This is a genomic window from Allobosea sp. LjRoot9, assembly GCF_964252745.1.
Lineage (GTDB): Bacteria > Pseudomonadota > Alphaproteobacteria > Rhizobiales > Beijerinckiaceae > Allobosea.
In genome coordinates this window covers 1,231,277-1,251,474 of sequence record NZ_CAXUPC020000001.1, presented here as the reverse complement: position 1 = coordinate 1,251,474, position 20,198 = coordinate 1,231,277, and the positions used below count along the sequence as shown (strand labels likewise).

The window sequence follows — 20,198 nt, the reverse complement described above, 5'->3', positions numbered from 1 at the left end:
ATGCTCGAAATTCGCAATCTCGTCGTCAAGATCGCAGACGAAGACAAGCAGATCATCAATGGCCTCAACCTCACCGTCAATGACGGCGAGGTCGCCGCGATCATGGGGCCCAACGGCTCCGGCAAATCGACGCTCTCCTATGTCATCGCCGGCAAGGAGGACTATGAGGTCCTCGACGGCGAGATCCTGCTGAACGGCGAGAACGTGCTGGAGATGGAGGCCGATGCGCGCGCCGCCGCCGGCATCTTCCTCGCCTTCCAGTATCCGCTGGAGATCCCCGGTGTCGCCACCATGACGTTCCTGAAGGCTGCGATGAACGCGCAGCGCAAAGCGCGCGGCGAGGCCGAATTGCTGACGCCCGACTTCATCAAGCGCGTCAACAGCGCGGCCGATGCGCTCAGCATCGACAAGGCCATGCTGCGCCGGCCGCTCAATGTCGGTTTCTCCGGCGGCGAGAAGAAGCGCATGGAAATCCTGCAGATGGCGCTGCTCTCGCCCTCGATGTGCATCCTCGACGAGACCGATTCCGGCCTCGACATCGACGCGCTGCGCATCGTCGCCGAGGGCGTGAACGCGCTCCGCGACAAGAGCCGCGGCTTCCTCGTCATCACCCATTATCAGCGCCTGCTCGAGCATATCGTGCCCGACACGGTGCATGTCATGTCGAAGGGCCGCATCGTGAAGACCGGCGGCAAGGAACTGGCGCTGGAGCTCGAGAAGAGCGGCTATGCGGCCTATGCGGAGGCGGCGTGATGGCCATCGTCACCCCGCTGAAGACGGCGGCCGAGCAGGCGCTGTCGCAGCAATTCGCCAATGTGAAGGCTGAGTTGCCCGGCACGCTGCCCGTGCGCAAGCTGCGCGAGGATGCCTTCGCCGGCTTCGAGGCCAAGGGCCTGCCGCATCGCCGGCTCGAATCCTGGCGCTATACCGATCTGCGCGGTCTGCTGCGCGAGGCGAAGCCGCTGGCGACCGCTGCCAGTGTCACGCCGGCGATCACCGCCCGGCTCGCGGCGCTGCAGTTCGACGGCGTCCGGCTCGTGCTGGTCGATGGCGCTTTCGCGCCCGAACTCTCGACCCTTGAAGGCCTGCCCGAAGGTGTGAGCGTTCAGCCGCTGACCGAAGCGCTGGTCTCGACCCGCGAGGATCTGGCCCGCATCCTGTCGGGGCCGAGCATCGCCGATAGCGATACCGGCCTGATGCTCAATACCGCGCTGATGCGCGACGGCGTCTTCGTCGAGATCACCGAAGGCACGGAGCTTGCCGCGCCGATCGCGATCGTCTCGCTGGCTTCCGGTGAGGAGGAGACTGCGATCTTCCACCGCTCGGTCGTGCTCGCGGCCAAGGGGGTCAAGGCGACGATCGTCGAGGTCAGCGAAAGCACTGGGCCCAAGGCGTCCCAGATCAACTGCGCGATCGTTTTCGAGACCGGCGACGAGAGCGATGTGCAGCATCTGCGCCTCGTCACGCGCCAGGTTCCCGAGACCGTCCAGGTGCAGAGCCTGCTTGCGACAGTCGGCGCTCACGCCAAGTTCGAGAGCTTTGCGCTGGTCTGCAAGGCGGCCACGCTGCGCCAGCAATATTTCGTGAAATATGCCGGCGAACATAGCGAGATCGGTCTGCGGGGCGTCAATCTGCTTGGCGGAGCCGAGCATTCCGACGTCACTTTGGTGATGGACCATGCGGTACCTCACGGCGTCAGCCGCGAGCTGTTCAAGAACATCATCGGCGGCGAGGCCACCGGTGTTTTCCAGGGCAAGGTCATCGTGCGCCCCCATGCGCAGAAGACCGATGGCGGCATGAAGAGCAACACGCTGCTGCTGAACGACGGCGCCTCGATGTTCAACAAGCCGGAGCTCGAAATCTTCGCCGACGACGTGGTCTGCGGCCATGGCGCGACGGTCGCGCAGATGGATGGCGAACAGCTCTTCTACCTGATGGCGCGCGGCCTGCCGCGGCCGCAGGCCGAGGCGCTGGTGCTGCAGGCCTTCGCCGGAGAGGCGGTCGAGTTCGTGGCAGATGAGGGCCTGCGCGCCTTAGTCATGGCCGAGATCCAAGCCTGGCTTTCCCTGCGCGAAGCCTCCTCGGTGGTGAGCACGGTCTGATGCCCTACATCAATCTCCAGATCACCAAGGGCACGACCCGCGAGCAGAAAGCGGAGATCGTCAAGGAGTTCACCGACACGCTGGTGCGCGTGCTCGGCAAGAATCCGGCGAACACGCATATCGTGATCCAGGAGATCGAGCGCGAGAACTGGGGCCATGCCGGCGCCCTCGTCGACAAGCCGCGCGAGCCGGGAAAGGCGTGACATGAACGCGATGGCGAAACCTTACGACGTCGAGGCGGTCCGCAAGGATTTCACCATCCTGTCGCGAGAAGTCTACGGCAAGCCATTGGTCTATCTCGACAATGCAGCCTCGGCGCAGAAGCCCGAGGTCGTGATCGAGGCGATGACGAAGCTGATGCGCGAGGACTACGCCAACGTCCATCGCGGCCTGCACTACCTCGCCAACGCCTCGACCGAAGCCTATGAGGCGGCCCGCGAGAGCGTCCGGCGCTTCCTCAACGCAGCGCATCTGGAGGAGATCATCTTCACGCGCTCCTCCACGGGCTCGCTGAACACGGTCGCATCGTCGCTCGGGCGCTATCTGAAGATCCAGGAGGGTGACGAGATCATCCTCTCGATCCTGGAGCACCATTCCAACATCGTGCCCTGGCACTATTGGCGCGAGCGGCAAGGCGCCGTGATCAAATGGGCTCCGGTCGACGAGGACGGCAATTTCCTCGTCGAGGAGTTCGAGAAGCTGATCACACCGCGCACCAAGGTGGTCTCGCTGACGCATATGTCGAACGCGATCGGCACGATCGTGCCGATCGCGGAGGTCGCGGCGATCTGCCGGGCCTACAAGATCCCGCTGGTCGTCGACGGCAGCCAGGGTGCGGTGCATCTGCCTGTCGATGTGCAGGCGCTGGGCTGCGATTTCTACTGCTTCACCGGGCACAAGACCTATGGGCCGACGGGCTCCGGCGTGCTCTGGGGCAAGCGTGAATGGCTGGAGAAGCTGCCGCCCTATGAAGGTGGTGGCGAGATGATCGTCACCGTCAGCGAGGACGCGATCACCTATAACGATCCGCCGCACCGCTTTGAATCCGGCACGCCGGCGATCATCGAGGCGGTCGGGCTGGGCGCGGCGCTCGATTACATGATGGCGCTCGGCCGCGAGAACATCGCGGCGCATGAGGCAAGCCTCAACGACTACGCCATGAAGCGGCTCGGCGAGATGAACTCGATCCGCATCTTCGGCAAGGCCCAGCAGAAGGGCGCGATCGTCGCCTTCGAAATGAAGGGCGCCCATGCCCATGACGTTGCGACCGTGATCGACCGGGCCGGTGTCGCGGTTCGGGCCGGCACCCATTGCGCCATGCCGCTTCTGGCCCGATATGGAGTGACATCGACCTGTCGCGCTTCATTCGGGCTCTACAACACGCTCGAGGAAGTCGATAAACTGGTCGAAGCCCTGCGGAAGGCCGAAACGCTGTTTGCGTGACGGCCGCTCGCCTGAACTGGAATGAGCGATGACCGATACCGCCGAGGAACTGAAGCCGAATGCGCCGACCGTGGGCGCGAGCTCCGGTCTGCCGCCCGAGGAGATCGATCGGCTCACCGACGACATCGTCGCCGCGCTGAAGACGGTCTACGATCCCGAAATCCCGTCCGACATCTACGAACTCGGCCTGATCTATCGCGTCGATATCGCCGATGATCGCCAGGTCGCGATCGACATGACGCTGACCGCGCCGGGCTGCCCCGTCGCCGGCGAGATGCCGGGCTGGGTCGAGAACGCCGTCAGCGCCGTGCCGGGCGTCTCGGGTGTGACCGTCAACATGACCTTCGATCCGCCCTGGGACCAGTCACGCATGTCCGACGAGGCGAGAGTCGCGCTCGATATGTGGTGAGCACGGGTTTCGAGGGCCGCTCGGCATGCGCTTCAATGAAGAGCAGTTGGCGGTCGTTAGACGGGCCTATGCGCGGCAGATTCTGGCCCGTACCGGCGTTGCCGGCAATCAGAGCTTGGAAGACGCTTTCGCTACGACTCCGCGCGAGCGTTTTGTCGGAGAGCCGCCGTGGCAGCTTTCGCAAGGCCGCAGGCGCTATGCTGCCCTCGCTTCCGATGACCCCACTGTTCTCTATCAGGATGTGCTGATCGCCCTCGCGCCGGAGCGTGGCATCAACAATGGCAGCCCCTCGCTGCACGCGCTCTGGCTGAATGCGCTCAATCCGCGCGAGGGCGAGCGCGTCGTCCATATCGGGGCAGGAACCGGCTACTACAGCGCAATTCTGGCTCGGCTTGTCGGCCCCCGCGGCCATGTCGTTGCCGTCGAGTTCGCCCCCGCGCTTGCCGAGCGGGCTGCAGAGAACCTGGCTGATATGAAGCACGTCACCGTCGTTCAAGGCGACGGGGCTGAATGGCCGCGCGAGCCCGCCGATTGCATCTATGTCAATTTCGCCGTCGTGCGGCCGGCCGAAGCTTGGCTCGACCAGCTCGCGCAGGACGGCCGGCTGATCTTTCCGCTTGGCTTGCCTGCTGGCTGGGGCGGAAAGCGCAGTCGACGTGCATTGCAGGGAGCAAGCTTCCTGGTCGAACGCCGTGCGGGCAGGTTCACCGCGTCCTGGCTGGGCGAGCCCTCCTTCGTGAGCGCCGAGGGGTTGCTCGCGGGTTCGGAAGGGGAGCGGGCGGCGCTGGCGGCGGCATTCGAGAGCGATGGTGCGACATCGGTGCGCAGCCTAGGCCGAGGCGAAGACACGCCTGTCGAACGCTGTTGGCTGCGCGGCGAGGGCTGGTGTCTGAGCTATGACGAGGCTGGGTAGATAGGGGCGCTGGACGCTCTCCCGCTGCACGCGCATGATGCGGTCATGCGCATGACGAAGTGGGATTACGTCGTTTTTCCGATCCTGGCGGCGCTGCTGCTTGGCGTGGTCTATGCAGCCTTGCGCCTTGTCGGGTTCTTCGGTCTCGGTGTTCTGGGCCTGGTTATCGGCTTCATCGCGGTGCGTATGGACCTTGAGCGCGACGGGCCGAGCAGCGGGCTCGCCGAGCAGTTCAAGACCCGGCAGCACATGTCTCGCGCGGAGCGCGCCGGCTTGCAGGCGGAACAGAGCTTCCGGTTGAAGCCGCTTTTCGTGGCGCAGATCGTCGCGACCGGCTTCATCATTCTCGGTTTCGGGCTCCATTTCCTGCTCTGATCGATGGCATTCGCTTTGTTCATTTCTGCGAGCCACGAAACGATGGCATCTGAAGCCGGGGCGTGATCCTGCCCCCGCCGGAGCCAGCCATGCGCAAATACGCCTATGAGACCGTCGACGTCTTCACCGAGACCCGTTTCGGCGGGAACCAGCTCGCCGTCTTCACCGATGCGCGCGGTCTCTCGGACGCCGAGATGCAGTCGCTTGCGGCGGAGATGAACTATAGCGAGACGACCTTCGTCCTGCCGCCGAGCGATGCGGCCAACGACGCCCGCGTGCGCATCTTCACGCGCAAGCATGAGATGCCGTTCGCCGGCCATCCCAATGTCGGCACGGCCTTTGTCCTGGCCCGCCATGGCCGCGATAGGGACGGCGTACTGCGCTTCGAGGAGCTGGCTGGACTGGTCGAGGTCAGGGTCGCCAGCAATGCGCAAGGCGAGGTCCAGGGCGCCACCATCGCCGCGCCTCAGGCTCTCTCCACGGGGATCGAGCTGCCGGTTGCGGGCATCGCGGCTTGTGCCGGTCTCCAGCCCGCCGATATCGTGGTCGCCAACCATCGCCCTGTCCACGCTTCGGTCGGCGTGTACTTCGTCCTTGCCGAGGTCGCGGCGGAGGCATTGTCGAAGGCGCAGCCCGACATCGCGGCCTTCCGCGCCTTGCGGGAAGCCACGCCCGCGCTCGAGGGCCGGCTCTCACTGTTCATCTATGCCCGCGACGGCGCCGCGATCCGGGCGCGGATGTTTGCGCCGCTCAGCGATACCTGGGAAGATCCCGCCACCGGCAGCGCCAGCGCCACCACAGCCGCGCTCCTCCTATCCCTTCAGGGCGGCGAGATGGCGGAGTTCACGCTGACGCAGGGCGTCGAGATGGGGCGGCCGAGCCTGCTCAAGCTCAAGGCCTGGCGCGCGCCCGACGGTATCCGCGCCACGGTCGGCGGTTCCTGCGTGCCGGTGCTGCGTGGCGAAGCGCTGCTCTAAGGGGTCTCGTTTGGTCCGGAATCGCGGCGGGATACCGCGGGGTTCAAGCCTTGAGGCCCAGCTCCGCGCGGACGCGTTTGCTCAGCTTGTTGGCGATCAGCCGGTGGCTCTCGCGCAGATAGTCCAGCAAGACCTCATCGGGCATGCCCTCATCCGTCTGACGCTGGATCCAGCTCATGCCGCGTGAGGCGAGATAGGGGGCAGGCCGCAGGCCCGGCTGCTCCTTCAGGATGTCGTAGCTCGCCCAAGAGCATTTGAAGGTCACGGCGAAGGCCTCGTCCGCGCTCTCCCTGGCGATGGCGAAGACCTTGCCGCCGACCTTCCAGACATGGGCGTCGCCCCATTGCACGACATGGCTCGTGGCGGGGAGGGTGGCGCAGAAGGCGTCATATTCGGCGAGCGTCATCGTCGGTGCGCCGCCCCGTTCAGTAGCTCTCGGCGTCGATGCCGAAGCGCTTAGCCGCCGCGCCAATCTGCGACCAGGTCTCGTCGTCGAGCGGAATGCCGGCCTCGGCCCGTTCGATCCGCGTCGCACGCTCCTTGTCGCCTGGTGCGAGGACGGGATTGGCCTCGTCCTGTGGTTTGGCAGCACGCACGAAAGCGAGATAGCTCCCGATCCGGCTCTTGCGGAGCGAGGCGTCCGGCTCCAGCCGGGCAGGGTCGATCAGCACGCCGAAGAGCGAGTTGATGATCCAGCTCTTCTGCGGCTTCTCGTCGATGCGGGCGGCGCCCATCAACCCGGCCGAGAGCAGTTCCGCGATCAGTGAGAGGCCTGCACCCTTATGGTCGCCGAAAGGCAGGAGCGCGCCCAGCGGCAGATCCGGGATGGCGTGCTGGAAGACGTGCTTGGGGTCGGTGGTCGGCCGGCCCTCGCCGTCGATGATGTAGCCCGGCGGCACCGGGACGCCCTTGTTCAGCGCGACGCGGGCCTTGCCATGGGCCATGCGGCTGGTGGCAAAATCGAGGATGATCGGATCGCTCTCCGGCACCGGAATGCCGATTGCGTGCGGGTTGGTGCCGAAGCGCGCTTCCTTGGCCGCGAAGGGGGCGACGATCGGTGCGCGCCCGGCGACGTTGACCCAGAACAGCGAGATCAATCCAGCCTCGGCGGCGATCTCGGCATAATGGCCGATGCGGCCGATATGGTGGGAATCGAGCAGGTTCAGGATCGCGACACCGCCGGCCTTCGCCATGGCGCCGGCCTGCTCGACTGCGTTGCGGGCGGCAGGCTGGCCGAGCGCGACCTGCGCATCGACGATCAGGAAGGGAGCGGCGTCGAGCCGGACATGGGGCCTGGATTGCGGCTTCAGATTGCCGTCGGCCAGCGACTGGAAATAGAGCGGAATCATGCCGACGCCATGGCTGTCATGGCCGCTCAGATTGGCGAGGACGAGATGGTCGGCGGTCTCGCGCGCCTCCGCTTCCGTCCAGCCGGCCTTGGTGACCATATCGCGAACGAGGGCGCGGAGCGCTTCGGGGCGGTGCGTGCGGTAGGTCATCGTCTGTCGTCTTCGTCCCTTTTTCGAGGCGGTCACAGTGCATGAGCGAGCGCTCCACGCAATGCGCGCAGTGAAAGGACGGCCGTGCACTCCGGCATCTCGACGTTGCGCTCACCAATCCTTATGTTGTGGATTGCAATCTTGCTTCATCAGGCCTTGAACCTGATCGAGGAGGGACACTCTGATGTTTTCGATTCCCGGCCTGAAGGTCGTTTCGCTGACAGACGCCGCCGCCTCGCGCATTCGCGAGATCATGGCGCAATCGGCGCTCGACAATCCCGACGCTCCGGCGCTCGGCTTGCGGGTCGGCGTCAAGAAGGGCGGCTGTGCCGGCATGGAGTACACCTTCGAGGTGGCGCGCGAGACGGCCAAGGGCGACGAGATCGTCTCCGAAAAGGATGCGACCGTGATCGTCGACGCCAAGGCCGTGCTGTTCCTGCTCGGCACTGAACTCGACTTCAAGACCGATCGCTTCTCCTCGACCTTCGTATTCAACAACCCGAACCAGGTCTCGGCCTGCGGCTGCGGCGAATCGGTCGAGATCAAGCCGCGCGCCGAGAGCGCGCTCGCGGCGCACTGAGCCCGCCGCGATGGATGCCGAAGGCATCCGCGAACTCTTTGCGGGTATTCTGCCGGTACGGGTGCGCAGGCTGTTCGGCGGTCTCGGCGTCTATGATGGCGAGATGATCTTCGCTCTGGTCTTCAAGGGCGACATCTATCTCAAAACCTCACCCGCGACGCTGGAGCGCTTCGTTGCCGCCGGCTGCCGGCCTTTTACCTATGAAGCGCGCAGCCGGGAGCGCGCGCTCGGCTATTGGAGCCTGCCGGATACCGCGCTGGATGATCCCGATACGTTGAGAATCTGGACAGATCTGGCGCGCGAGGCGGCGCGGCAGAAGGCTTCCCGCCTCAAGCCACGCGGCTCAAGGCTTCGACCGCCTCTTCCGTGACCGTGCGGTTGCGGCCGTCGCGCTTGGCCTGCATCAGGGCCTGGTCGGCGCGGTCGACCAGCGAGCCGGCGGTGTCGCCGCGACGATAGCCTGCAACGCCGAGCGAGATGGTGATGCGGCCAAGATTCTCGTTGGTCGAGCGCTTCACCAATTCGCGCGTCAGCAGGGCCTGGCGCACGGTCTCGGCGCCGAATTTGCCGGCGACAAGATCGGACTCCGGCAGGATGATCGCGAATTCCTCGCCGCCGAAGCGGGTGATCACCGCTTTTTCCTTGAACTTGTCCTTCATGGTGCGGGCGACGAGGCGCAACACCTGGTCGCCGGTGAGATGGCCATGGGCGTCGTTGAACTTCTTGAAATAGTCGATATCGGCCATGACCAGCGCAAAGGGCTCGCGGCGCAAAGTCGCCTGATCGATCGATTTCTGCAGCATTTCCTCGAAATGGCGGCGGTTGGCGAGGCCGGTCAGCGGATCGGTCAGAGCCTCGGCGCGGGTCATCTCCAGCGCCTCACGGAGATTACGGATCTCGTTGGAGCTGTTGCGGAGCTGGGCTTCGAGCTGGGTCTTGCGGGTGACCTCCTCGCGTGTCGACAGCACGAGCGCCTCGACCCATTCGCGCAGCCTCTGCCGGTCCGCCGCCGGCGGCACGTCCTCGGACATGGCGGAGAGGCGGCCATGATAGCGCTCGCTGGACACCAGCGTCTTGTCGACCAGCGACATCAGCCCGTCGATCTCGCTCAGGACCTGGAGGCTCGTGCGCTCTGCCTGTTTGGCAAGCCGGTCATTGCCGATGAAGCGATCATAGAGATTGTCGATATCGGCGACGCCGACCTTGCCCTCGCTGCCAGCGAGGATCGCGTTCATCGCCATGCTCACGGCCGGCATCTCGCCGCTGAGATGGGCGTACCAGACCTCGAAAGCGCGCGGATACCCCGGGGAACCGTGCTCGCGCATCGCCGCGACGACCTGATCGGCCAGATCACAGGATTGTGCCGAAATCTGCGCGTGGTCGCTCATTGCCGATAGCCCGGACATGAAGCCGGTTCATGGCTTTCGACCATGACAGCCTCGATTACACATCGAAGCGGGACATCCTGTCCGTCACAACGGCGGCATGCGCCCGTTCATGGCCACTGCGCTAGCGGCAGCCATTCAGGAAACATGACGCCTCTGAGTTAATGCGAGGTTATGACCTAAGGTCAGATCCTAGAATTCAGCCGACCTTGACGGGACGCATCAGGAAGGCCGGCACATGATCGCCGAGCCCCTTGACCTTCGGACCATCATCGTCGTCGCGCCGACGCGGCTCGGCGGTGCGCTCAGGCCTGGCGGCGCGCGGCTCGGGACCGCGCTCCGGCTTGGCTGAACGCGATTCCGATGCTCGCTCCGGCTTGGCAGCCTGAGGAGCGGGGCTCTCGCCACGGATCTTGGTCTTCGTTGGCCCGTCAGCCTCGGGACGGCGGCGGCGCGGCGCTGCCTCGTCGTCGGAGGCGGGGCGTTCCACCCGGATCGGGCGCGGCGTCGTCTCGGGCTCGGCGCGGGGGCCACGCTCGGGGCGGCCACGGCCACCGCCGCGCACTGGGCGGCGATCATCGCCACGTCCGCCACGACCACCATGGCGCTCCTCGCGCGGAGCGCCGGGCGGCAAGGTATCGACACCGCCGCCTTCCCAGGCGATTGGCTGACCCATCAGCTTCTCGATCGCCGTGACGAGCTTTTCGTCATGGCGCGTCACGATGGTGAAGGAGGCACCCTCGCGGCCGGCGCGGCCGGTGCGGCCGATGCGGTGGACGTAATCCTCGGCATGGGTCGGTACGTCATAGTTGAAGACATGGCTGACCGCGGGAATGTCGAGCCCGCGGGCGGCGACGTCGCTGGCGACCAGGATCGGGTTCTCGCCGATGCGGAAGGATTCCAGCGCCGCCATGCGGGCGTACTGGTCCATGTCGCCATGGAGAGAGACGGCCGGGAAACCGTGCTTCTGCAAGGATTTATGCAGCGTTGCTACATCGCGCTTGCGGTTGCAGAACACGATCGCGTTCTGCAGATCCTTGGCTTCCTTGATCAGCTTGCGCAGAGTTTCGCGCTTCTCGAAATCCTGCCCGTTCGAGGCGATCAGGCGTTGCGTGATCGTGGTGGCCGCGGTTGCAGGACGCGAGGCCTCGATGCGCACTGGATTGTGCAGGAACTGCTCGCTGATGCGCGTGATCTCGGGCGGCATCGTCGCGGTGAAGAACAAGGTCTGCCGCGTGAAGGGAACGAGCTTGCAGACCCGTTCGATGTCGGGGATGAACCCCATGTCGAGCATACGGTCGGCCTCGTCGATGACGAGGAGCTCGACGCCAGTGAGCAGCAGCTTGCCGCGCTCGACATGATCGAGCAGGCGGCCGGGCGTCGCAATCAGCACGTCGACGCCGCGGGTGATCTTGGCGTCCTGGTCGCCGAAGGAGACGCCGCCGATCAGCAGCGCGACGGAGAGCTTCTGGTTGACGCCGTAGCGGGAGAAGTTCTCCTCGACCTGGGCGGCGAGCTCGCGCGTCGGTTCCAGGATCAGGGTGCGCGGCATCCGGGCCCGGGCACGGCCGGTTTCCAGAATGGTCAGCATCGGCAGGGTGAAGGCCGCAGTCTTGCCCGTGCCGGTCTGGGCGATGCCGAGAACGTCGCGGCGGGCGAGGACGTGGGGGATGGCCTGGGCTTGGATCGGGGTCGGCGTGGTGTAGCCTGCAGTCGTGACCGCGGTCAGAACCTTTTCACTCAGGCCGAGTTCGGCAAATGACATCGAATGTTGCGCTTCTTCAGGGTCGGTTACTCGAGGCGGGATGACCTATCAACCGCGACGGTGGCGCGACATCTCTTTCCAGCGCGCCTTCGGACTTCCGTGCAATGCAGAAAAAGTGCGGCGAAGTCAATAAACTAGAGAGCGATGTCCATAAATGCGACACGGCTTTGGGTCGACATCGCGCTTTGAATTTGGAACGAGGCCATCACGGATATGATCGACGCCATGCAGGAACCGCTTGTTCTGATCCCGGGGCTGAGCTGCGACGCCTCTCTCTATGCCCCGCAATGGCCGGCTCTGGCCGCCGGCGGCAGGCCGATCCTCGTTGCCGAGCATGCGCAGGACGAAACTCTGGGCGCCATCGCGCGACGGCTGCTCGCTGCGGCCCCGCCGCGCTTCGCGCTCTGCGGCCTGTCCATGGGCGGTTATATCGCTTTCGAAGTGATGCGGCAGGCGCCGGGGCGCGTCACGCGCTTGGCGCTTCTCGACACCAGCGCCAAGCCGGCGACGGCGGAGACGAACACACCGCGCGAACAGATGATCGCCCTGGCGCAGAAAGGGGCCTTCGACAATGTCACGACCTTGCTCTGGCAGCGCTTGGTCGCGCCGGCGCGCCTTGTCGACGAGCCTTTGCGGTTGCTCGTCAGGCGGATGGCGGACGAGGTCGGCGCGCAAGGTTTTATCCGGCAGCAGCGCGCGATCATGACGCGGCCCGACTCGCGTCTCGGACTGGCGGCGATTGGCGTGCCGACGCTCGCATTGGTCGGCGAGGAGGATTTGATCACGCCACCGAGCGAGGCCCAGGAGATCGCGGCCGGGATCGGCGCCAATGCCAGGCTGGTGGTGGTGCCGGGCTGCGGTCACCTTTCGACGCTTGAGGCGCCGGATGCCGTAACCGGCGAGCTGCTGGCCTGGCTGGGCTAAAGCGCTTTCACGCGAACCGGACACAGGCCCGCGTGAAGAAAACGCGTCAAAACAAAGGCCTATGGCAATTTAACGATCCAATCAGATCGGAAATTGTTCCAAAGGCTCAGCGCGGGACCACGCAAGGGTCGAGACGGGTCTGGTTCGCCGTCTTTTGAAGCGAGCCCGTGATCATCGGATCGACCGGCTTGCCTTTCGAAGCGGCGGAGGCGACCTGCGTCAGCCGTTCGGTGTCGAGCTTGGCGGTCTGGCTCGAGACGAAATTCACCGCGACAATCGACAGGAAGCCGATCACGGCCGCGGCCTTGGCGACGTCGGCGACCATAGTGCCGCGGTCGTTCTTCCAGAAGAGTTCGATCAGCCGCATCTGGCCTGCTCCGCCCATTCGAGCGCCAAGGCACCCCTCGCCATGACCTTGCGCCATCAGCGGTAAAAAGACGGTTAGCAAATCCTTGCCGCGATCCGGCGTTATTTATGAAATCGTTAGAGCCGGATGACTTCAGATGGGATCATAACGTGGTCCCATCTGAAGTCTGAATCCGTCTCTCATCTAAGAGTGAGAGCAGGATCAAGGCGAAAAACCGGTTCCCACTTTTTCGCATCCTGCTCTATGGAAGCCGCGCGCTGTCGAGGTCCGGAGCAGGCTGGCCATTAAGTCTGGCGCGGTTGTTGCGAAACAGCTCCCGCAAAGCGCCCAACACGGCGAGGACGGCAGGCCGCTGCCGCGAGACCTCATGCGAGACCAGGAATATCTCGTCGGCCGTCCTGTCCGGCGGCGGCTGCAGCCGGATGAGAGTTTCATCGGCATCGCCCATGAAACAAGGGACCATGGAGACCGCGCCGGCCGAACGGACGCTTTCATAGCGCGCCGCTGAATCGCCGACGCGCGCCGCAACAGGGCGGCCCGCAGCCCATTCGAGGATGTGCTCCTCGATCCGCGACGACACGTCCCGGCTGACCGAGATGATCGGCGCCGTCGCAGGGTCGATATCCCGCCGGACGTAGAGCGCCTGCACCAGCCGCCCGATTTTCTGGGCAAAATAGCCTTGCTGTTCCGGCACCTTGCTCATGCGCAACGCGATGTCGGCATCGCCCCGCGCAAGGTCGAGCTTGTCGCGGGTGCTGATGATGACGATTTCGATCCCTCCGGCGGCGGCGGAGATCGTCGTCGCATGCATGGTCAGGAACAGGCTGATCGAGGTCGTGGCGGTGATCCTGACCGGCGCGCTATCCGAGGCCCGCGCTGCCCGCGCCCGACTGGCGAAACGCTCGGCAGCGGCGGCGACCTCGCTTGCATCCTGCGCCAGGGCCTGGCCGAGCCCGGTCAGGATCAGGCGATTGGCGGCGCGCCGGAACAGTTGCAGCCCGAGCCTTGCCTCGAAAGCCTTCAGCCTCCGAGCGACTGTAGCGTCGCTCAGTCCGAGTTGCGCCGCCGCCACGGCCAGCGCCCCGCTTGTGGCGATGGTGTGGAAGATTCCGATGTCGTCCCAGCCGGGGGAAACCAGATCGCTGTGGCGTCGAGCTTGAGAGGGAGGAGGCTGCCCCATGCGGTCACTGGCCAGGCTTGCGGGGAGCGAGCGACATGGCTCGCAAAGACGTGACGGGGATCGCGGGAGGGCTTGTTCGACATGCCGGCAGGGTGCCGGCTCCGATCCGTCTTGGCAGCCCCGTAACCGTGACGGGCAGGCCTCCAAAAACGACGGGGTGCCAATGGCCTGGCCATGCTTGCCAGGCCAGACGCCTCACAGGTCGATCAGCTCGCCGGCGAAGGCCGCGCGCTCCTGGATGAAGATGAAGCGGGCTTCCGGCTTGTTGCCCATCAAGCGCTCGACAGTCTCCGAGGTCTCGTCGCGGGCCTCGTGCTCGACCATGACCTTGAGCAGGATGCGCTTGGCCGGGTCCATGGTGGTTTCCTTGAGCTGGGCCGGCATCATTTCGCCCAGGCCCTTGAAGCGGCTGATCTCCGGCCTCTTGCCCTTGAAGATGCTCTCGATCAGCTCGTCCTTATGGGCGTCGTTGCGAGCATAGACCGACTTGCCGCCATGCTGGAGCCGGTAGAGCGGTGGCACGGCGAGATAGAGATGCCCCTTCTCGATCAGGCGCGGCATCTGCCGCCAGAAGAAGGTCACCAGCAGCGAGGCGATATGGGCGCCGTCGACGTCGGCGTCGGTCATCACGATGACCTTCTCATAGCGCAGATCATCCTCGCGGAACTGGAGGCCGATGCCGCAGCCCAGAGCCAGGATCAGATCGGCGAGCTGCTGGTTGGCGTTGAGCTTTTCGCGAGTGGCATTGGCGACGTTCAGGATCTTGCCTCGCAACGGCAGAATGGCCTGCGTCGCACGGTTGCGCGCTTGCTTGGCCGAGCCGCCGGCGGAATCGCCCTCGACGATGAAGAGCTCCGAGCCGGCGGCGCCCGCGCTCGAACAATCCGCAAGCTTGCCGGGCAGGCGCAGCTTGCGGGTCGCGGTCTTGCGCGAGACTTCCTTTTCGAGGCGGCGGCGAAGGCGCTCCTCGGCCCGGTCGACCGACCAGTCGAGCAGGCGCAAGGCCTGCTGCGGCGCAGCGGCGAGCCAATGGTCGAAGGCGTCGCGCACCGCGTTCTCGACGATGCGGGCAGCCTCCAGCGTCGCCAGCTTGTCTTTGGTCTGGCCCTGGAACTCCGGCTCGCGAATGAAGACCGAAAGCATGGCGGCGCAGGTCGCCATCACGTCGTCGGACGTGACCTGGGCCATGCGCTTGGACTGGCCGATGCGCTCGGCATGGTCGCGCAGACCGCGCAGCAACGCGACGCGCAGGCCCTGCTCATGCGTGCCGCCTTCCGGCGTCGGGATCGTGTTGCAATAGGAGGAGGAGAAGCCGTCCTCGCCGGTTGCGAGCCAGGCGATCGCCCATTCGAGCGAGCCATGGCCGCCATCCCTGGTGATCTTGCCCGAGAAGATCGGCTCGGCGACGAGGTCCTTGCCCTCGATCTCGCGGCCAAGATAGTCGCGCAAGCCGCCGGGGAAGCGAAAGACGGCTTCCGGCGCGACATCGCCTTCTGGCTGCAACAGCGAGGGTGCGCAGCGCCAGCGGATCTCGACGCCGCCGAAGAGATAGGCCTTGGAGCGGGCCATGCGGAACAGGCGCGCGGGCACGAAATGCGCACCCTCGCCAAAAATCTGCGCATCGGGGTGGAAGCGCACGCGCGTGCCGCGCCGGTTGGCGACCGGACCGACCGTCTCCAATGGACCCTGCGGCAAGCCGCGCGAGAAGTGCTGGCGGTAGAGCGTCTTGCCGCGCGCGACCTCGACCTCGAGCCGATCGGACAGCGCATTGACCACGGAGACACCGACGCCGTGCAGGCCGCCAGAGGTCTCATAGGCCTTGGAGTCGAATTTTCCGCCGGCATGCAGCGTCGTCATGATGACTTCGAGCGCCGATTTGCCCGGGAATTTCGGATGCGGGTCGACGGGAATGCCGCGGCCGTTATCAGTCACGGCGATCGAGCCGTCGTCCAGCACCTCGACATCGATGAAGCTGGCGTGCCCCGCCACGGCTTCGTCCATGGCGTTGTCGATCACCTCGGCAAAGAGGTGGTGCAGGGCGCGCTCATCCGTGCCGCCGATATACATGCCGGGCCGGCGCCGCACAGGCTCCAGCCCTTCGAGCACCTCGATCGCCGAAGCGTCATAGCCGGCTTCGGACAAGGTACCATTGCGTGGCGGCGCCGAGGCCGGAGAGGGCTTTGCGGGAGTGGCAGGATTGGCGGGAGTGGCAGGTGCGGAAGCCACGGCGCGCGGCTCCGGCTTTGGCTGCGCCGGTGGCTGCCGGTCGCCATCCCCGCCGAAAAGATCGCCGTTCTCCGTCATGGCCGTGGTCGATTCCCTGATTCGCAACTGCGAATGATAGCGCAGGCGGATACAAACCGCGCTGCGACACTGCCTATAGGCGCAAATGGTTTGAGGAAAAATGCGACAGGGCGCATCATACGATGTGACGCTGTGGACAGAGTGTCGCGCACTTGTCACGGGACTCGGTAAATGAGCTTGGAACCGGACCCGTTCAGCCTGCGTTAACCACACCGGAGCGAGGATCATCAAATGGCTACCGGGGCTATGCGGATCGCCGCGAGGCGATAGGGTTCCGGATAGGGGAGGTTATCGTGACGTTGCGTCAGTCTGTGCCAAGCATCAGGGTTGCGGGTCTCGAACGGGCGGCCCGCATGGCCGGCGAGGCTTTCGGCCACGAGGATCTCGGCCCGCTTCCCAGCTTCTCCTCCCAGGCGCCGCAGACCTCGCATCTTGTCTGGCTGCTTGCCGCGCTCGCGGCGGCCGCCGGTTTCGCGGCGATCCTCTTGCGCTGACATCCTTGGCGCTGACATCCTTGGCGCTGACATCCTTGGCGCTGAAACGACGCGCCCGGCTTCCTCCGACGAAATATCAACCTTTCGCTGCGTAGGGTGCTCTCCGATCCCTAGGTTTCGGGAAGCCTTCAGGCTTTTCGTTTCGACGCATCGTCGTGCCGGCGGGGTTCGCTTCTCCCAAGGATCATTCGGGCGAAGGTCGCGGGGGTGTCGGCATGCGCAGCGTGATCATCAGCGATTTCGGTTCGGTCAATGGCGGTGCCGCCAAGGTCGCGATCGAGAGCGCGCGGGGGCTGGCCGAGGCGGGCGTCGAGATCGTCTTCGCCTGCGCCATCGGCCCCGTCTCCGACCGGCTCGATCATCCCCGCATCCAGGTCGAAATGTTCCGAGGCGAGGAGATCTGGAAGGTCGGCAGCAAGCTTGCCGCCGCGCGCCAGGGCATCTGGAATGCGCCGGCCCATGCCTTCCTGAGCGCGCTGCTGTCGCGCCAGCCGGCCGGGACGCTGGTGCATCTGCATCAATGGACCAAAGCCTTCAGCCCGGCCGCGATTGCGGCGGCAGGTGAAAGCGGGCTGCCGGTCGCAATCACCATGCACGACTATTTCTCGTTTTGCCCCGTCGGTGGCTATTTCGACTTCAAGGCTGGCGCGCCCTGTATGCGAGAGCCGATGTCGGTCAGCTGCATCGCCAGCAATTGCGACCGTGCCTCTTACGTCCACAAGCTGGTGCGCGTCGCCCGGCAATGGCGTTCGGACGAGGCGATGCGCAGTCTCAAGGCGCCGCTCTTCATCCATGTCAGCGATTTCGCTCGCCGCTTCGCCGAGCCGTTCCTGCCCAAGACCGCGCGCCATGTCGTGGTCGAGAACATGATGGAAGCCGAAAAGCGCCCGCCAGCGGACGTTGCGAGCAACCGGCATGCGCTGTTTCTCGGGCGTTTCACGCAGGAGAAGGCTGGCGACATACTGGCGCGCGCAGCGCTAATCGCCGGCATGCCGGTGCGTTTCGTCGGCGAGGGGCCGCTAGCGGAGGAGATCGGGCGGATCAATCCTGACGCCGAGATTCGTGGCTGGGTTCCAGCCGAGCGCGTCTTCGACGAGATCGGGCAGGCGCGCTGCCTCGTTCTGCCTTCGCTCTGGTACGAGCCGGGGCCTTTGGTGATCGCCGAAGCGCGCTCGCTTGGCGTACCCGTCGTGCTTGCGCGCACCACGGGACCGGCGAGCTGGATCGTCGATGGCGAGGATGGGGTTCTGGTCGATGGTGGCGATATCGAAGGGCTGGCAGCGGCGCTCGACCGAATGAAAGACGATGCCGTGGCAGCCGCGATGGGGCAGGCTGCCTATCGCCGCTATTGGGCCGACCCGCTGACGACCGAGCGCCATGTGACGCGCACGATCGACGCCTATCGCGGCGCCATCACGGGTGAGGTGCTACGAACCGTTTCGGCCTGAGGTCAGCCCGGTTTGCGGAACCAGGCTCCCGACCGGACCGCGGCCAACAGCATCATGCCGTAGACCACGAGCGCCAGGCCCAGCGCTGCAAACAGCGCCTGAAGCGAACCGCTCAGGCGCAGCACGAGCCAGCCGCCGCCGAGCGCGATGGCGAAGCGGACGAAGCCCGCCGTCACGGGCCACAACAACCGGCCAGCGCCCTGCGAAGCGAAATAGAGAGCGAGACCCAACCCGAAGAAGCCGTAGGTCGGGCCGACATAGCGCAGATACTGGCTGCCCGTCTCGATCGCGCCCGGAGCCGTCGTGAACAGGCCGAGCCAGGCGGCGGGCCAGAGCGCCGCCGCCAGTCCGATCGCCTCGGTCATGGCGAAGGCGATGCCGCCGCCGATCATCGCAACCCGCATCGCCCGCCCGGGCTGGTCGGCGCCGATATTGGTACCGACGAGTGCGACCAGCGGCGCGCCGAGGCCGAAGACGAGCGGGATCAGGAGATATTCCAGCCGCGCCCCGGTGCCGAAGCCTGCCACCGCATCGACCCCGGCATGAGCCGCGACCATCGCCGTCGACAGCGCGATGGTGACGTTTGTGAAGAGCGAGGTGATGGAGCCGACGGCGCCGATGCGCAAGATGTCGGCGAAGATCGCCCAGCGCAGACGAATCCAGGCGAAGCGCACAACATTGCGGCCGGACAGGATGTACCAGCCCAGCACAAGCGCGCCGCCGAGATAAAAAAGCACCAGCGCAGCCCCGCCGCCGGCGATGCCGAGCGCGGGAACCGGCCCATAGCCGAAGATCAGCAGTGGCGAGAGAGGCACCAGCAGCGCGACACCGACGCAGATCACCAGCGCCGGAACCAGCATGTTGCCGGTGCCACGGATGATGCTGGCGAGCCCATTCATGATCCAGAGGAGGGCGGTGCCGGCAAAGACCACGTCGGAATAGGCTAGCGCCGCCTCGAGTTCGCCTCCCGTGCCACCGAGCGCCTGGTAGATCGGCCGGCCGAAGGCGAGCATCACGACCGAGAAGAACAGGCCGAGCGCGAGATTGATCAGGATCGCATGCAGAACGACGGCGTCAGCCTCGATGCGGCGACCGGCACCGAGTGCGCGCGCCACAGCAGACGAGATACCGCCCCCCATCGCGCCGGCGGAGATCATCTGCATCAGCATGACCGGAGGAAAGACCAGCGCCATGCCGGCAAGCGCGTCGGTCCCGAGGCGGGAGATCCACCAGGTCTCGATCAGCCCCGTTGCCGATTGCGCCAGCATGATCAGGATATTGGGCCAGGCCATGCGCAGCAGCATCGGCAGGACCGGATCCTGGAGCAGCCGCAAGGTGCGCGCGCTATGGGCCGGCGGCATGGCGGTCGTCGGAGCGTGAACGGCGCTCATGCGCTCGACTCCGCCGTGGCGGCGTAACGCTGCTTGATTGCTGCCGTCGCGGCGGGACCGGGCGCATTACGGAAGACCGGGTCCGAGAGCGGCCGGCCGCTGACGCGATCAACCAGGATCGGCTCGGCCGCAGTTCCGGTTTCGCCGTTCAGAATGATGACGCTCGCACCTTCCGGCGCGAAATGACGGTTGCCCCAGGTCAGCAGCGCTTGCAGCACGGGGCGGAAATCACGTCCTCGCTCGGTCAGCAGGTAGTCGAAGCGCTTCGGACGGTCGCTATAGGGGCGCCTTTCCAGCAAGCCGCTCTCGATGAGACCATTGAGCCGCAGCGTCAGCATGTTCGGCGCGATGCCGAGGCTGGCCTGGAAGCCGTCGAAGCGCGTGATGCCGGCGAGGGCGTCCCTCAGGATCAGGATGCTCCACCATTCCCCGACGCGCTCCAGGCTGCGCGCGACCGGGCAGGCCATCGCGCCGAAATCCTTGCGTCGCATCCAGATGACTCCCGTTCAGTGACTTGCATCATGATAGCTAGTTTGCGCCGGCTTTCATTATGCAAGTTGCAACTGGCTCCCTTGCGTCCAGGCACAAAAAAACCGGGGCATTTCTGCCCCGGTTTCGCAGGTGGACCGCAAGACGCGCGGT

22 protein-coding genes are annotated in these 20,198 nt (G+C 65.5%); 13 read left to right on the top strand and 9 right to left on the bottom strand.

Features of this window, described 5'->3' with window-relative positions:
• The 8 genes from sufC (at position 1) to ACSQ3P_RS05900 (ending at position 6,219) form a co-directional block, all read left to right on the top strand.
• Positions 1-753, top strand: coding sequence for a Fe-S cluster assembly ATPase SufC (gene sufC, locus ACSQ3P_RS05935; RefSeq protein ID WP_310153677.1), 753 nt, complete (start codon positions 1-3; stop codon positions 751-753).
• The gene (locus tag ACSQ3P_RS05930) at positions 753-2,102 is read left to right on the top strand and encodes a SufB/SufD family protein (protein ID WP_436164657.1); all 1,350 of its coding nucleotides are present in this window, start codon (positions 753-755) and stop codon (positions 2,100-2,102) included. The genes sufC and ACSQ3P_RS05930 overlap by 1 nt, the downstream gene beginning before the upstream one ends.
• Complete coding sequence (locus ACSQ3P_RS05925) at positions 2,102-2,305, top strand: tautomerase family protein (protein ID WP_436164656.1); 204 nt, start codon at positions 2,102-2,104, stop codon at positions 2,303-2,305. The genes ACSQ3P_RS05930 and ACSQ3P_RS05925 overlap by 1 nt, the downstream gene beginning before the upstream one ends.
• A 1-nt stretch (position 2,306) precedes the next feature.
• Positions 2,307-3,545 (top strand): cysteine desulfurase, encoded by a 1,239-nt coding sequence (locus ACSQ3P_RS05920; RefSeq protein WP_436164655.1) that lies wholly within the window; start codon positions 2,307-2,309, stop codon positions 3,543-3,545.
• 28 nt (positions 3,546-3,573) lie between these two features.
• Complete coding sequence (locus ACSQ3P_RS05915) at positions 3,574-3,954, top strand: SUF system Fe-S cluster assembly protein (RefSeq protein ID WP_436164654.1); 381 nt, start codon at positions 3,574-3,576, stop codon at positions 3,952-3,954.
• A gap of 25 nt (positions 3,955-3,979) precedes the next feature.
• Entirely contained in the window at positions 3,980-4,867 is an 888-nt protein-coding gene (locus tag ACSQ3P_RS05910; RefSeq protein ID WP_436164653.1) for a protein-L-isoaspartate O-methyltransferase family protein, read from the top strand.
• A 45-nt stretch (positions 4,868-4,912) separates the two neighbouring features.
• Entirely contained in the window at positions 4,913-5,242 is a 330-nt protein-coding gene (locus ACSQ3P_RS05905) for a hypothetical protein (protein WP_436164652.1), read from the top strand.
• An 89-nt stretch (positions 5,243-5,331) separates the two neighbouring features.
• On the top strand, positions 5,332-6,219 hold the full coding sequence (locus ACSQ3P_RS05900) for a PhzF family phenazine biosynthesis protein (protein WP_436164651.1): 888 nt from the start codon (positions 5,332-5,334) through the stop codon (positions 6,217-6,219).
• A gap of 43 nt (positions 6,220-6,262) precedes the next feature.
• Here the strand turns inward: ACSQ3P_RS05900 and ACSQ3P_RS05895 are convergent, their stop codons facing one another.
• Together ACSQ3P_RS05895 and ACSQ3P_RS05890 are read right to left on the bottom strand one after the other, a co-directional pair.
• The gene (locus tag ACSQ3P_RS05895) at positions 6,263-6,625 is read right to left on the bottom strand and encodes an MmcQ/YjbR family DNA-binding protein (protein ID WP_436164650.1); all 363 of its coding nucleotides are present in this window, start codon (positions 6,623-6,625) and stop codon (positions 6,263-6,265) included.
• A 19-nt stretch (positions 6,626-6,644) separates the two neighbouring features.
• Positions 6,645-7,718, bottom strand: coding sequence for a malate/lactate/ureidoglycolate dehydrogenase (locus tag ACSQ3P_RS05890; protein ID WP_436164649.1), 1,074 nt, complete (start codon positions 7,716-7,718; stop codon positions 6,645-6,647).
• A gap of 184 nt (positions 7,719-7,902) precedes the next feature.
• Here ACSQ3P_RS05890 and ACSQ3P_RS05885 point away from each other — a divergent pair, with 184 nt between their 5' ends.
• A complete protein-coding gene (locus ACSQ3P_RS05885; RefSeq protein ID WP_436164648.1) occupies positions 7,903-8,298 on the top strand; it encodes a HesB/IscA family protein in 396 nt (131 codons plus the stop codon).
• Between the two features lie 10 nt (positions 8,299-8,308).
• Positions 8,309-8,668, top strand: a complete 360-nt coding sequence (locus ACSQ3P_RS05880) for a TfoX/Sxy family protein (protein WP_436164647.1) — start codon at positions 8,309-8,311, stop codon at positions 8,666-8,668.
• On the opposite strand, the gene ACSQ3P_RS05875 is transcribed toward ACSQ3P_RS05880, so the two are convergent.
• Positions 8,628-9,686 (bottom strand): GGDEF domain-containing protein, encoded by a 1,059-nt coding sequence (locus tag ACSQ3P_RS05875; protein WP_436164646.1) that lies wholly within the window; start codon positions 9,684-9,686, stop codon positions 8,628-8,630. The genes ACSQ3P_RS05880 and ACSQ3P_RS05875 overlap by 41 nt on opposite strands.
• Positions 9,687-9,882: 196 nt before the next feature.
• Positions 9,883-11,448, bottom strand: a complete 1,566-nt coding sequence (locus ACSQ3P_RS05870; RefSeq protein WP_436164645.1) for a DEAD/DEAH box helicase — start codon at positions 11,446-11,448, stop codon at positions 9,883-9,885.
• Between the two features lie 225 nt (positions 11,449-11,673).
• On the opposite strand from ACSQ3P_RS05870, the gene ACSQ3P_RS05865 reads away from it, so the two are divergent.
• A complete protein-coding gene (locus ACSQ3P_RS05865; protein WP_436164644.1) occupies positions 11,674-12,372 on the top strand; it encodes an alpha/beta fold hydrolase in 699 nt (232 codons plus the stop codon).
• 106 nt (positions 12,373-12,478) lie between these two features.
• Here the strand turns inward: ACSQ3P_RS05865 and ACSQ3P_RS05860 are convergent, their stop codons facing one another.
• The 3 genes from ACSQ3P_RS05860 to parE all read right to left on the bottom strand — a co-directional run bounded on the left by ACSQ3P_RS05860 (position 12,479) and on the right by parE (position 16,223).
• Positions 12,479-12,739 (bottom strand): hypothetical protein, encoded by a 261-nt coding sequence (locus ACSQ3P_RS05860; RefSeq protein ID WP_436164643.1) that lies wholly within the window; start codon positions 12,737-12,739, stop codon positions 12,479-12,481.
• 241 nt (positions 12,740-12,980) lie between these two features.
• The gene (locus tag ACSQ3P_RS05855) at positions 12,981-13,919 is read right to left on the bottom strand and encodes a LysR family transcriptional regulator (protein ID WP_436164642.1); all 939 of its coding nucleotides are present in this window, start codon (positions 13,917-13,919) and stop codon (positions 12,981-12,983) included.
• A gap of 195 nt (positions 13,920-14,114) precedes the next feature.
• On the bottom strand, positions 14,115-16,223 hold the full coding sequence (parE, locus tag ACSQ3P_RS05850; RefSeq protein ID WP_436164641.1) for a DNA topoisomerase IV subunit B: 2,109 nt from the start codon (positions 16,221-16,223) through the stop codon (positions 14,115-14,117).
• A gap of 293 nt (positions 16,224-16,516) precedes the next feature.
• Here parE and ACSQ3P_RS05845 point away from each other — a divergent pair, with 293 nt between their 5' ends.
• On the top strand, positions 16,517-16,717 hold the full coding sequence (locus ACSQ3P_RS05845; RefSeq protein ID WP_436164640.1) for a hypothetical protein: 201 nt from the start codon (positions 16,517-16,519) through the stop codon (positions 16,715-16,717).
• Between the two features lie 215 nt (positions 16,718-16,932).
• Entirely contained in the window at positions 16,933-18,165 is a 1,233-nt protein-coding gene (locus ACSQ3P_RS05840) for a glycosyltransferase family 4 protein (protein WP_436164639.1), read from the top strand.
• Positions 18,166-18,167: 2 nt separating this feature from the next.
• Here the strand turns inward: ACSQ3P_RS05840 and ACSQ3P_RS05835 are convergent, their stop codons facing one another.
• Together ACSQ3P_RS05835 and ACSQ3P_RS05830 are read right to left on the bottom strand one after the other, a co-directional pair.
• Positions 18,168-19,556, bottom strand: a complete 1,389-nt coding sequence (locus tag ACSQ3P_RS05835) for an MATE family efflux transporter (protein WP_436164638.1) — start codon at positions 19,554-19,556, stop codon at positions 18,168-18,170.
• The gene (locus ACSQ3P_RS05830) at positions 19,553-20,047 is read right to left on the bottom strand and encodes a winged helix-turn-helix transcriptional regulator (RefSeq protein WP_436164637.1); all 495 of its coding nucleotides are present in this window, start codon (positions 20,045-20,047) and stop codon (positions 19,553-19,555) included. The genes ACSQ3P_RS05835 and ACSQ3P_RS05830 overlap by 4 nt, the downstream gene beginning before the upstream one ends.
• Between the last annotated feature and the right edge of the window lie 151 nt (positions 20,048-20,198).